The sequence below is a fragment of the Geomicrobium sediminis genome (assembly GCF_016908595.1).
GTDB classification, from domain to species: Bacteria; Bacillota; Bacilli; order Bacillales; family Marinococcaceae; genus Geomicrobium_A; species Geomicrobium_A sediminis.
In genome coordinates, this window is sequence record NZ_JAFBEC010000008.1 from 256853 (window position 1) to 268802 (window position 11950).

Annotated in this window: 14 protein-coding genes; 3 read left to right on the top strand and 11 right to left on the bottom strand. The window is 41.1% G+C overall.

Features of this window, described 5'->3' with window-relative positions:
* Positions 1-16: 16 nt before the first annotated feature.
* Positions 17-1300, bottom strand: a complete 1284-nt coding sequence (locus tag JOD17_RS14890) for an ABC transporter permease (RefSeq protein WP_204698701.1) — start codon at positions 1298-1300, stop codon at positions 17-19.
* Positions 1293-2198, bottom strand: a complete 906-nt coding sequence (locus tag JOD17_RS14895; protein WP_338028809.1) for an ABC transporter ATP-binding protein — start codon at positions 2196-2198, stop codon at positions 1293-1295. The genes JOD17_RS14890 and JOD17_RS14895 overlap by 8 nt, the downstream gene beginning before the upstream one ends.
* Positions 2199-2315: 117 nt before the next feature.
* Here JOD17_RS14895 and JOD17_RS14900 point away from each other — a divergent pair, with 117 nt between their 5' ends.
* The gene (locus JOD17_RS14900; protein ID WP_042421129.1) at positions 2316-2495 is read left to right on the top strand and encodes a YhzD family protein; all 180 of its coding nucleotides are present in this window, start codon (positions 2316-2318) and stop codon (positions 2493-2495) included.
* Positions 2496-2549: 54 nt separating this feature from the next.
* Here JOD17_RS14900 and JOD17_RS14905 read toward each other — a convergent pair whose 3' ends face one another.
* The 3 genes from JOD17_RS14905 to JOD17_RS14915 all read right to left on the bottom strand — a co-directional run bounded on the left by JOD17_RS14905 (position 2550) and on the right by JOD17_RS14915 (position 5162).
* Positions 2550-3395, bottom strand: a complete 846-nt coding sequence (locus tag JOD17_RS14905) for an HAD hydrolase family protein (RefSeq protein WP_204698703.1) — start codon at positions 3393-3395, stop codon at positions 2550-2552.
* 186 nt (positions 3396-3581) lie between these two features.
* Positions 3582-3932: a YlbF/YmcA family competence regulator gene (locus JOD17_RS14910; RefSeq protein ID WP_042421127.1), complete on the bottom strand. Its 351-nt coding sequence runs from the start codon at positions 3930-3932 to the stop codon at positions 3582-3584.
* 87 nt (positions 3933-4019) lie between these two features.
* The gene (locus JOD17_RS14915; RefSeq protein WP_204698704.1) at positions 4020-5162 is read right to left on the bottom strand and encodes a DUF445 domain-containing protein; all 1143 of its coding nucleotides are present in this window, start codon (positions 5160-5162) and stop codon (positions 4020-4022) included.
* Between the two features lie 90 nt (positions 5163-5252).
* Here JOD17_RS14915 and JOD17_RS14920 point away from each other — a divergent pair, with 90 nt between their 5' ends.
* A complete protein-coding gene (locus tag JOD17_RS14920) occupies positions 5253-5474 on the top strand; it encodes a DUF5342 family protein (RefSeq protein ID WP_042421119.1) in 222 nt (73 codons plus the stop codon).
* A 68-nt stretch (positions 5475-5542) separates the two neighbouring features.
* On the opposite strand, the gene JOD17_RS14925 is transcribed toward JOD17_RS14920, so the two are convergent.
* The 6 genes from JOD17_RS14925 to JOD17_RS14945 form a co-directional block, all read right to left on the bottom strand.
* The gene (locus tag JOD17_RS14925; RefSeq protein WP_042361208.1) at positions 5543-5746 is read right to left on the bottom strand and encodes an alpha/beta-type small acid-soluble spore protein; all 204 of its coding nucleotides are present in this window, start codon (positions 5744-5746) and stop codon (positions 5543-5545) included.
* 123 nt (positions 5747-5869) lie between these two features.
* On the bottom strand, positions 5870-7399 hold the full coding sequence (locus JOD17_RS14930) for an acyl-CoA carboxylase subunit beta (protein WP_204698705.1): 1530 nt from the start codon (positions 7397-7399) through the stop codon (positions 5870-5872).
* Between the two features lie 10 nt (positions 7400-7409).
* A complete protein-coding gene (locus tag JOD17_RS14935) occupies positions 7410-8189 on the bottom strand; it encodes an enoyl-CoA hydratase-related protein (protein ID WP_204698706.1) in 780 nt (259 codons plus the stop codon).
* 14 nt (positions 8190-8203) lie between these two features.
* A complete protein-coding gene (locus tag JOD17_RS21340) occupies positions 8204-8416 on the bottom strand; it encodes an acetyl-CoA carboxylase biotin carboxyl carrier protein subunit (protein ID WP_042421114.1) in 213 nt (70 codons plus the stop codon).
* 12 nt (positions 8417-8428) lie between these two features.
* Entirely contained in the window at positions 8429-9766 is a 1338-nt protein-coding gene (locus JOD17_RS14940; RefSeq protein WP_239575564.1) for an acetyl-CoA carboxylase biotin carboxylase subunit, read from the bottom strand.
* A gap of 13 nt (positions 9767-9779) precedes the next feature.
* Positions 9780-10928 (bottom strand): acyl-CoA dehydrogenase family protein, encoded by a 1149-nt coding sequence (locus JOD17_RS14945; protein ID WP_204698707.1) that lies wholly within the window; start codon positions 10926-10928, stop codon positions 9780-9782.
* 243 nt (positions 10929-11171) lie between these two features.
* On the opposite strand from JOD17_RS14945, the gene JOD17_RS14950 reads away from it, so the two are divergent.
* Positions 11172-11690 (top strand): hypothetical protein, encoded by a 519-nt coding sequence (locus JOD17_RS14950; RefSeq protein WP_204698708.1) that lies wholly within the window; start codon positions 11172-11174, stop codon positions 11688-11690.
* Positions 11691-11950: the final 260 nt, after the last annotated feature.

An 11950-nucleotide genomic window follows, 5' to 3' on the forward strand; every position in this document is an offset into this window, starting at 1 on the left:
AGTCTTCTATGAAAACCTAATTGTCCTTTTCTCGATTTGTTACAATTAATGCACGTTTAATCATCTCGATTAAACGTCCTTGGGAATACAAAAGCACGCCTCCACGATAAACCCTCGTTGCAATGACCATTAAGATTGCAATCGATATGAAAAGAAGAACAAACGAAAGAATCATTTCAAATGAGGACGCTTCTCCCATTCCAACCCGCAAAAACATAATCATTGGCGTAAAAAATGGAATATACGACGTTACCGTAGTAATTGTTGCCGATGGGTTGCCTAAACTAAACATTGAAATGAGTAACGCTAGAATAACGAGCATATTCATTGGTCCTACTGCAAGACCTACATCTTCAATTCGCGTCACTAACGAGCCGAGCATTGCAGCAAGTGTCGCATATAAAAAGTAACCAAGCACAAAGTAAACGAAGGCTAGTAAAAATAGCTCTATAGAGAAGCTCGCTTCTTGAATCATGTCTTGTTCAGCTTGTCCGACATTACCACTAACTTGTGGAAGCGAACCATCCATCCCCATGCCAAAAGTAACAAGCGCCACGAGAAAGATTATGCTGTACTGGGTAAGACCGACAAGCCCAACCCCAAGAATCTTGCCAAACATTTGCTGTGCAGGTGACGTGCTCGTAATTAACAGCTCCATGACTCGTGAGCTCTTCTCTGTCGCCACTTCTGAAGCAATCATATTGCCAAGGAATAACACCGTAAAATAAATGACGAACAATAAAATATAAACGAAAAAGCGTGCCTGGTCGAGTTCCGCTTCGGAACGGGCGTTATCATCACTTGCTTCTAATGAGAAAGTGATCGGTTGAGCAATGTTCTCGATCACCTCTTCAGAAATCCCCGACTGCTCAATCCGTTTCTCTTCTGCAATTGACTGGATTTCCGATTCAAGAACTCTCGGCAAATACGATTGGTTGATTGACGGGGCTTCGTAATGAGCGACTGGATGATCCACTGTCCCTTCAATAAAAAGCATAGCATCATAACGATCATACACTTCTTCATCACTTACTCTAGACGAATCGTATTGCTCAAAATGAATGGTCTCGTCACGTTGATCAAAGACATGCTCTAATTCACCGAAGACCTCTTCTGTCTCATCAACAACAGCAACCGAATAGACGCTCGTTTCAGGATCATCATCAAAAAAGTCGAGGATGGCTTCGATATTCAAAATGATTGACATAAACAAAATCATAAAAAATGACGTGAAGAAAAACGTTTTAGAAACGACTTTCGTATAGAACGTGTGCCAAAGTACGAGCCCTATATTACGCATGTGCGGAACCTGCCTTATCAATAAAAATGTCATGAAGCGTAGGTTCTTCAACCGCAAATAGTTGAACGTTTCCTTTGTTATGTAACGCTTCAAAGACGGCATTCACAATCGCTTCGGTTTGAACGACAACTCGAGTTTCATGAGCTTCTTCTTGTACATCGATCACACCGTTAAGCGTCAGTAAATAATCTAAAGAAAAATCGGCCTTAATGCGAATCGTCCGACTCCGATAAGCCGCTTTTATTTGTTGAAGAGAACCATATGCCACTTGTTGTCCATTATTCAAAATGCTCAAATTCTCACAAAGAGATTCCACGTGATCCATTCGATGACTTGAAAAAACAATCGTCGTCCCTTGGTCTCGCAAATCAAAGACTGCCTTTTTTAACACATTAATGTTAATCGGATCTAAACCGCTAAAAGGTTCATCCAAAATAAGTAGTTCTGGTTTATGCATAACACTCGCAATAAATTGGATCTTCTGCTGATTTCCTTTTGATAATTGTTCCATTCGTTTATTCTCATATTGCAATGCTTCAAATTGACGTAACCACTTCGTGACTTCATCTTTGACTTCTCGCTTTGTCATGCCTTTAAGACGACCAAGATAAATCAGTTGTTGCATCACATTTAACTTTGGATAGAGCCCTCGCTCTTCAGGTAAATAACCAATCGTTCGACTCGTTAGTTTGACTGGCGTTACATTGCCCCACGTAATCGTCCCTTGATTTGCTTTTAACAGTCCGAGCATTAAACGGAACGTCGTTGTCTTCCCAGCACCGTTCCTACCGAGCAAACCAAACATTTCACCGCGGTTCACTTCAAATGAAAGATTTTCTACGGCGACCTTTGAACCGTACTTTTTTGTAACACCTTTTATCATCAATGACATATCCATGTCACCCTCTTTCTTCGTCGCCTTGTACTATAGCAACTTCATTACTTAAGAACAAGCTCTACAAAACGTTTTGATTTATGGTATAATTCTAACAAATTAACTGGAGGTAGATGCAACATGAGCTACGCATTAACCGTTTTTGACAAAAAAGGCGAGCTACTTCTAAATGAGTCATTCACATTCCCAAATGACCAAGAAGCGATTGACCACGGGAAGAAACTCCTTGAAGAAAAGTCTTATTCTACGACAACCCATCGTCTCGTACGAGCGGGAAAGTTGTTACTTTTCTATCGCTAACAAACGAACGAAAGGCTTAACGAATAATTATATTCGTTAAGCCTTTTTTGCAGTTTAAAGGAGACTGACTTTCATCTGTTTTCTAAATACTTCTTTAATCATATAAGCGAGTCCGTTTTGATCTACAGAGCGAGTTAACCAATTGCTAGCGGATACAACCGATGGTGGTGAGCCACCCATTGCAACTCCAATGCCAACAGAATTTAATAATTGTTCGTCCCCGACTTTACACCCTGTTGCGACAATCTCTTCTGGTCTTATTCCTAATTCGTGACCTAAGAATAGGAGAGATTCTGCTTTTGTTGCTTGTTTCGTACTAATGTAAATCGTCTGATCAAGTCGCAAATCTAAAATTCTCACATCAGGAATCCGTTCATGTAAATGTTTCACTGCAATCGCCTTTAATTCTTCCGTCTCAAAGTGAACGCGAAAGCGAATCGGCTCGATTCGATGTAAATCAATGTGTTCACTTAAATGATCAACGACCGATTGTGAGAATAGTGATTCGCTAAGGCTTACTGTCATTTTACCTAAGAAATTTTGTGGTTGCTGCTGACGGTTTGTAAGTTCGAACTTTTCATGTTCAACAACGATTTGGCACGAAAAATGTTCCAATTCCATCGCAACATCTCTCGCCATTTCTACAGGGAACCTTGCTGCATGAAGAGGTTTATCTGCTTTTCCAGCAATTAACCCGCCACCATAGGAGATCAACTCATGATTAATCTTCAAATGCTTAGCAATTTTCTCTAGCTGCTGGTGTGAACGATTGGAACATAATGTCACATATACACCTTTGTCTTGGACGAATTCAATGGCTTCCTTCGTCGTTCTAGACATGCGCCCATTTTCTTTTAATATGCTTCCATCAACAGAAAGTGCTAACATCCGATAGTTCATAACTTTTGTCCACTCCTTCTTATACACCGTCCTATTGCTAAAAAATATGTACGAAACAAACAGAATAGAACATGTCTTAGTAGGAACTTAAAACGACCTTTATACATCTAACCTTTACTTCCACTATAGCTCGCCAACAAAAAAACCGGGAAACGAGCGTGATCGCTTCGTTTCCCGGTTTGCATATTACTGCTCTGGAGCTCCGTAAAGACGCTCAAGTGGTTGCGTAATCAGTTGGTTTACTTCACCGATCACTTGGCTCATTTTTTGCTCTTGCTCCATTAATTTTGAAATCGTTTCATGTTGTTGAACCAATTCAAATTGTTTTTGAGCTTGCATAATTTCTTCTTCTGAAGGTTGTTCACCTTGCATTTGCTTTTCTTGAAGTGTTAATTGAATTTCACGGAAGTTCGTAAGCATGCGGCTTGCAACCTCATCACTTTCAACTTCTTTGTGTAGACGCTCAAGTTCCTTAAATTCATCACTTTCAGCAATTGCATTCGCAAGTTGTTGCGCTGTATCTTGTAAATTAGACATTTTGCATCCTCCTATCATTTGCCACGTAACTGGCACACTCACACGAGGATAACATTGTTCAACTCAATTGACAAAGAAAAACTCACATTAAATGAGCATAACGAGCACAATTCCTTGGACGAGCCCAATAACCGCTCCAAGAACACCACCTAAATACTTAATCATCCGAAACTCTCTACGTGAAATATCAAGAACAATTGCTTCTAATCGTTCCACTGAAAAAGCGTTCACTTGTTCTGCGACGACCTCTTCTAAATTTAGGAACTCAAGCATTGAAGGCAGTTTTCGTTGAAGTACGGAGCTCGATTTCGACACACTTGCCGTAACAATTCGTTCAATCCATTGTAGATTAATAAAGGTATTCCATTCATTAACAGGGCGATGGATTAGCTTATCAATTGGCAAACGTTCTAACGTATACGTAATCAACGTATTCTGAATGCCTTTAGTATCTTCATGATCTAACCAATCATGAAGGGGCTTGTTTGCCTGTTCCGTTAACTCTGACTGCATCTTCGTAGTCACCCACTGGCGTATATCACTAGACGTCATCGCACGAACGACTTCTGGGTAAAGCCTTTCAATAATACGGTCTGGTTTTACAAAAGAACCGAGCATTTGTACAAACGAGCCTTGTCGCTCAAGAAACTGGCGTACAACTCGCAAAAACTGCGCTCTTCCTTCATCAGAATTCAAGTAACTTTCTAGTCGTTCGAACGCCCATTCTGTAACGACTGGAACTTTCTCATGCGCTCCTTTCGTTACTTCCTCTGGCAACAATTCAGCGAGCGTTAGATGACGATTCTGTTCTAACCAGTCGTTCACCCGTTCATGAACAATCGTTTCTAACTTTGTATAGACCCACTCTTCTAGCTCTACAGAAGAATCATACTCTTGCACGAGTGCTGCAATTGAACGCTCTTCGGTTTGCAACCATTTGTGTATGCTATCTTTTGCCCAGTTTGACACTTCTTGTTGGAAGGCAGGGTTTGTAAATTTCTGCTCTAACCCATCTGCGGTTAAAAGATGATTCATTACAACTTTGCCTAAATGTTCAGCAATTTCTTTTTGGCGTTTTGGAATGAGACCTGGCGTTAACGGGACCTTTTTCTTTCCTATGTACAATGTTTTGTATGGACGAAACAACATAGAAATCGCAATAATATTCGTAACGAGCCCGATGATCCCAGCGAGAGTCATGGAGAACAAAATAATTATGACGCCATTCATTAGCACTGTCTCCTATCTAAAACATCTTCATTTCTATTCGCTAGTCATGATACCATAAAACATGTAGAAACGTGACATGAGGAGGATACGATGTTCCAACATTTTCAATACGAGACTGTAAAAAACAATTGGATCTCTAAAGAATGGAAATTTTCCTTTTTTTATAAAGGAGTTTTTTATGAGGGTATGTATCATGGAGATGGGCAGATTAAATGGAAACGTACGCCCGATGTAGATCTTGAAAAGATTGAAGCGCACATTCACGACTTAATGCTTTACCACGAATTCGAAGAACATCAACCGCCACAATAACAAAATGAAAAGGCAGCGTACGCTGCCTTTTCTAGCCATCTTTATTTAATTAGATGTTCATTAGTGCGTTACTTTTGGTAACCACCCATTTGTTGCTCAGCCATTTGAACTAAGCGTTTTGTGATTTCCCCTCCAACTGAACCGTTAGAGCGTGCTGTTGAGTCTGGTCCTAGTTGGACACCGAACTCAGAAGCGATTTCGTATTTCATTTGGTCTAGAGCTTGTTGTACACCAGGTACTACAAGTTGGTTTGAGCTTCTGTTATCTGCCATGTGTTTCACCTCCCTCTCTGTGTACCTATATTGTGGCTCGATTTGAAATCTCTATCCGTGTTTTTTAATTGTTAAGTTCATCCAATTACTTAAACGTAAAAAAACCCTTGAATCACAAGGGTTTTAGACTGGAGTAACACTCCGCTTTTTATTAGGCTGACTAACCGTTTTATTTTCATATTGCTTAAAGCGACGAATAAGCTCATTTCGAAGCTCATTTGGTTTGATAATTTCATCAATGATCATCTCTGAGGCTAGGCGATAAACATCGATGTCTTCTTGGTATTCTTTTCGTTTCTCTTGAACAAAAGCTTGGCGCTCTTCCTCTGGAAGCTCTGCGATTTTGTTCGCATATACTGCGTTCACAGCAGCTTCTGGACCCATAACTGCAATTTGTGCCTCAGGGAATGCTAACGTACAATCTGGCTCAAATGCAGGACCTGACATTGCATAAAGACCTGCGCCGTATGCTTTTCGAACGATCACTGAAATTCTCGGGACGGTTGCACTACTCATCGCACTTAGCATCTTCGCACCGTGACGAATGATTCCTGCTCGTTCCACGTGCGTACCGATCATAAATCCAGGTACGTCCGCAAGGAATAAGAGCGGAATGTTGTACGCATCGCAGATCGTCATAAACCTCGCTGCTTTGTCAGCTGAATCGTGAAACAACACACCACCTTTAATTTTCGGTTGGTTTGCTACGACTCCGATGACTCGACCTTCGATCGTAATGAAAGCTGTAAGTAATTCCGGTGCAAAACGTTCCTTCACTTCAAACAAGCTATCTTCATCTGCAATACGCTTGATCATGACTCGCATATCAAACGGCGCGTTTTGGTTATTCGGGAGTAAAGATTGTACATCTTGTTCTGAAGGCAACGTGTAGTCAATCGTTGCTGGCTTTTCATGACAGTTTTTTGGCATATAGCGCATATACTGACGAGCTGCGATAATGGCTTCATCTTCGTCTTGAGCCAAGTAATCACCACAACCTGACACTGAGCAATGCATTTTCGCTCCGCCCATTTCTTCTAGACTAACCTTTTCACCAATAACCATTTCCGCCATCCGTGGAGACCCCAAATACATCGAAGCGTTTTGGTCGACCATGATAACGAAATCGCAAAACGCCGGTATGTACGCACCTCCAGCAGCCGACGGTCCGAACAACAAACAAATTTGTGGAATTTGTCCTGAAAGTCGAATCTGATTATGAAAAATTCGACCTGCACCACGTCTTCCAGGAAACATGTCGATTTGGTCTGTAATTCTAGCTCCTGCAGAGTCTACAAGATACAACATTGGTGTATTTAACCGCTCTGCTGTTTCTTGAATACGAATGATCTTCTCAACAGTTCGAGCTCCCCAAGATCCCGCTTTGACCGTTGAATCATTGGCCATAAAACAGACGCTTTCACCGTGAATTGTGCCCATTCCAGTCACAACCCCATCAGCAGGTAATCCTTCAGCCATGTTGTTTGCAAACTTCCCATCTTCAAACGTAATGGAACCATCATCAAGCAAATCAGCAAGTCGATCTCTTACAAATTTCTTTCCTTTAGCACTGTTGCTTTCATGATATTTCGCAGCTCCACCTTCTTCAATCGTCTGTTGAATAGCGAGGTGATCTTTTTTAGTGTTAACCATGTCTCGTTCACTACTTTCCTATATAGGATGGCGTTCGTTTTTCCTTAAAGGCAAGTAATCCTTCTTTGCGATCAGCAGTTGGAATCGTCTTCTCATAACTTGCTCGTTCAATTGCAAGTCCTGTTTCTAAATCGTTTAATAGGCCTAAATCAATCGCTTGCTTTGCCATCTTTGTGGCAAGAGGACCGTTGTTAGCAATTGTCAATGCAAGCTCCTTTGCCGTTTGAACGACGTCTTGAAGAGGCACACATTCTTCGAAGATACCTATATCAAATGCTTCTTGACCGCTAATACGTGCAGCAGAGAAGATTAATTGCTTCGCTTTTCCGGGTCCGATTAATTTCGCAAGTCGTTGTGTTCCTCCTGCACCAGGAATAATGGCAAGGGATGTTTCAGGCAGTCCGTACGTCCCCTCTATCGCTCCGACGCGAATGTCGGTAGCAAGAGCCAGTTCTAATCCACCACCAAGCGCACTACCATTCACAGCTGCAATGGTAGGTTGTGGAATCGTTGACACGAGGTGAACGACCGATTGAATGTAGTGGACTGCTGCCACAACTTCTTTCTCAGTCATTGATGAACGTTCTTTTAGATCCGCTCCTGCAGAAAAAATCTTATTGCCTGCTGCAGTAAATACAACGACTTTTACTTCTTCATTAAATTTAATTGATTCAATTTCGCTCTTTAATTCATCTAAAAGTGCTTTTGACAAGCTGTTTGCTTGTTCTTTGCGGTTAAGTTGGACGTAACAAATGCCATATTCATCAATTTCTACTGTAATGTTTGTCACTTGCAACAGCCCCTTTACTCGATTTCAAATAATACGTCGCCTTCATTTACAAATTCGCCTTCGTTTTTTTGAACTTGTTTAACGACCCCTGCTGATTCGGCTTCAATTGGAATTTCCATCTTCATGGATTCCAGTATTGCAACTTCTTCACCTGCTTCTACCGTGTCCCCTACGTTTTTTAACACTTTCCACAGATTACCTGCCATCGTTGATGTGATTGTTGCCATGTGACCATCTCCTTATTGTAGTATCGTCTCTTTATGCTTTTGAACAAAGTTTGTATTCATGTTTTCATTTATAAAGTCAGGTTGGTCGAGCACACGACGTAAAAATGGAATGTTCGTTTTAATCCCTTCTATGCTTGTGTTTAAGAGCGTTTGCTTCATTTTCTCAATCGCTTTTTGTCGATCCAGATCATGAACGATGACTTTAGCGATCATCGGGTCATAAAAAGGGGTCACTTCTGTTCCAGTTTCAATCGAGTGATCGACACGCACGTCTCTAGGAAACAAAACGTTCGATAGCGTCCCAGGTGATGGAAAAAACGTCACAGGATCTTCTGCATACACTCGGCATTCAATGCTATGTCCTGTGAACGTGACCTCCTCTTGACGAACTGATAACCTTTTTCCGCTCGCAACGGTTAATTGTTCTTTTACGAGATCTACACCTGTAATGGCCTCCGTAACCGGATGTTCTACTTGTAGCCTCGTGTTCATTTCTAAAAAGTAAAATTGTCCTTCTTCGTAGAGAAACTCTAACGTACCCGCATTAACATACTGTAAAGACGTTACTGCTTTTAAAGCTGCTTGCCTCATCGCTTCACGAACATCATCGCCTAATGCTGGAGCGGGTGCTTCTTCAATTACTTTTTGATGGCGTCTTTGGATGGAGCAATCTCGTTCTCCAAGGTGAATGGCATCACCGAATGAATCAGCAATTACTTGAATTTCAATGTGTCTTGGATTTAGTAAAGCTTTCTCCAAGTAAAGGTTTCCGGAACCAAAATAGTTCTTCGCACGACGCTGATTGCTACTATACGCTTTTCGCAATTGATCATCGTTTGTGACGAGTTCCATGCCTATTCCCCCACCACCTGCTGCCGCCTTAACCATGAGGGGATATCCAATCGTTGCAGCAATTTCAACCGCTTCATCTGCAGAAGCAACGCTATGATTACCAGGAAGAACAGGAACACCGGCTGCTTCCATCTTCTCTCGTGCAGAGATTTTGTCACCCATCGCTTCGATCGTTTCAGGTCGAGGACCGACAAAGACAAGATCATTTTCTTTGCACAATCTAGAAAATTCGGCATTTTCCGACAAGAAACCATAGCCAGGATGGATTGCCTCTGCCCCTGATTCTTTGGCTACTTCAATGATTTTTTGATCGTTCAAATAGCTATCCTTCGCTGCTGAACCACCAATGTGATAAGCTTCATCCGCAATTTTGACATGTAAGCTCGTTGCGTCTGCATCCGAATAAACCGCAACGGTTATAATACCCATTTCTTTACACGTACGAATAATTCTACACGCAATCTCGCCTCGGTTTGCGATTAGAACTTTCTTAAACATGGTTATCACTCCTCTACATTGGACATCCAATTTCACGACTAATTACCATTCGTTGGATCTCAGAAGTACCTTCACCAATTTCCATAAGCTTCGTATCTCTCAACATACGCTCTACCTCGAATTCACGCATATACCCAGAACCTCCGTGAATTTGGATCGCGTCATTACATACTTTTGTTGCCATTTCTGATGCGTACAATTTCGCAAATGCAGCTTCTTTTTTAAATGGCTTCTTCTCATCTTTTAGCCAAGCAGCTTTGTGTACCATCGTTCTCGCTAATTCAATTTGCATAGCCATGTCAGCTAACTTAAATTGAATGGATTGGAACTTACCGATCTGTTCACCAAATTGCTTACGCTCTTTTGAATAGTTCAGTGCACGTTCATAAGCAGCTTGTGCAATTCCAACGGCAAGTGCACCGATTGAAATTCTTCCGCCATCTAACGTTTCCAAAAACTGATGGAAGCCTTTTTCAGAGTCACCTAAAAGATTCTCTTCAGGAATCATCACGTCTTCTAACACTAATTCAGTCGTATTCGAACCTCGTACTCCCATCTTTTCATAAGGGCTCGAAATTGTAAATCCTTTCTGATTAGTCGGAACAATAAATGCAGAGATGATATTTTTACCGTTTGTTTTCTTCCCTGACACAGCGGTTATAATGACAGCTTTTGCATACTCCGCATTCGTAATCCAGCATTTTTCACCGTTGATCACATACTGATCACCTTGTTTTTTTGCTGTCGTTTTTGTCCCTCCAGCGTCTGAACCTGCATTAGGTTCTGTCAACCCAAATGAACCTAAGGATTCGCCTTTGCAAATCGGAACTAGAAATTCTTCTTTTTGTTTTTCATTGCCGAAATTCAGTAATGGGCTTGCACCAAGCGAAACAGATGCTGCATAGCTAAGCCCTGTTCCACCACAACCTTTACCGATTTCTTCTACCGCAAGTGCGTACGACAATGTATCTGCACCTGCTCCACCGTACTTTTCAGGAATTGGCAAACCAGAAATGCCAAGCTCAGCCATGCGATCAAAGTTTTCCTTTGGAAATCGTGAAGTTTGATCCACTTCAATCGCTTTTGGTGCCACTTCTGCTTTTACAAAATCTCGAACTGTGTCTCGGATCATCCGTTGTTCTTTCGATAATGCAAAATTCAATACAATCCCTCGCTTTATTTAGAATTTGCCGACTGAGCAAGCGCTCAATCGGTTCAGATCAGTAAGCGCTTACAGTAACCATACTATACTGTTAATTAACCGTCTAGTATTAGTTCACTTATGACAAACGAGCTTAACGAGTAGTGATATGGTTTTCTTTCCCTACATTCGCATTCCCTATGATTGATTCTCATATGGTATAGTAGAGCTTAATCATTGTACGTTAAGGGAGGACTGAACTCATTGGTATTCCCCATTATTTTAGGTAGTTTGATTGGAATAACATTGCTAGGATGGCTCGTTGGTTATTCAGTATTGTTAAAGTTTGTAAAACGAATTGAAAAACGTTGGTCACAGCTCTCTAGACTCCTTCATCGCTATGAGCGCATCGTACATAAAGTCGTACACAAAGTTCAAGACAGCAAACGACAACATGACTTGCTTCTCTCATTAGCGTTGATTAATGACCCATCGTTAACTCGTCATAAGCGGCTCCATTGGTTTCATCACATCAATGCTCAAGTAAAAGAAATTCAAGAACACGAGGCACAAACATTTTTTAACATTCAAGAAGAACGAATTGAGCTTGAACAATTAGTTACGTATATTTCCTATGAAGTACAAGCGTATGAACACGAACTACAGCTTTACAACAAAGGAATTTCAACGGCTCCAACGAAATTTGTAGCACGAATTCACCAGTTCGAAAACACGTACGGTGACGCTTCAGATGATTGTAAGCAAACAGTAACTTCGAATTAAATTATTACAATTTTATTAAGTGTTATGGAATAAATGGATGTAATATGCTATATTTACGCCGACAGGGTCTTCATTGATCGAATCAATGAATCGATTCAACCCTGCTTACTTTGCATTACCTTCTTGATGCGTGTATTTTGATCTTGGCGACCTACGTTGTAGGTCGTCAGATTGTCGAGAAAGCCTTGGTTCTGTGAACCAAGGCTTTCTCTTATGGTCTTTGAATTGGTTCCAATGACGATTTTTTTGGTGAAAAGTAT

Bases quoted from the DNA above. Each gene is read 5' to 3' on its own strand.
- JOD17_RS14890 (WP_204698701.1), bottom strand. From the start codon at position 1,300: ATGCGTAATATAGGGCTCGTACTTTGGCACACGTTCTATACGAAAGTC.
- JOD17_RS14895 (WP_338028809.1), bottom strand. From the start codon at position 2,198: ATGGATATGTCATTGATGATAAAAGGTGTTACAAAAAAGTACGGTTCA.
- JOD17_RS14900 (WP_042421129.1), top strand. From the start codon at position 2,316: ATGAGCTACGCATTAACCGTTTTTGACAAAAAAGGCGAGCTACTTCTA.
- JOD17_RS14905 (WP_204698703.1), bottom strand. From the start codon at position 3,395: ATGAACTATCGGATGTTAGCACTTTCTGTTGATGGAAGCATATTAAAA.
- JOD17_RS14910 (WP_042421127.1), bottom strand. From the start codon at position 3,932: ATGTCTAATTTACAAGATACAGCGCAACAACTTGCGAATGCAATTGCT.
- JOD17_RS14915 (WP_204698704.1), bottom strand. From the start codon at position 5,162: ATGAATGGCGTCATAATTATTTTGTTCTCCATGACTCTCGCTGGGATC.
- JOD17_RS14920 (WP_042421119.1), top strand. From the start codon at position 5,253: ATGTTCCAACATTTTCAATACGAGACTGTAAAAAACAATTGGATCTCT.
- JOD17_RS14925 (WP_042361208.1), bottom strand. From the start codon at position 5,746: ATGGCAGATAACAGAAGCTCAAACCAACTTGTAGTACCTGGTGTACAA.
- JOD17_RS14930 (WP_204698705.1), bottom strand. From the start codon at position 7,399: ATGGTTAACACTAAAAAAGATCACCTCGCTATTCAACAGACGATTGAA.
- JOD17_RS21340 (WP_042421114.1), bottom strand. From the start codon at position 8,416: ATGGCAACAATCACATCAACGATGGCAGGTAATCTGTGGAAAGTGTTA.
- JOD17_RS14940 (WP_239575564.1), bottom strand. From the start codon at position 9,766: ATGTTTAAGAAAGTTCTAATCGCAAACCGAGGCGAGATTGCGTGTAGA.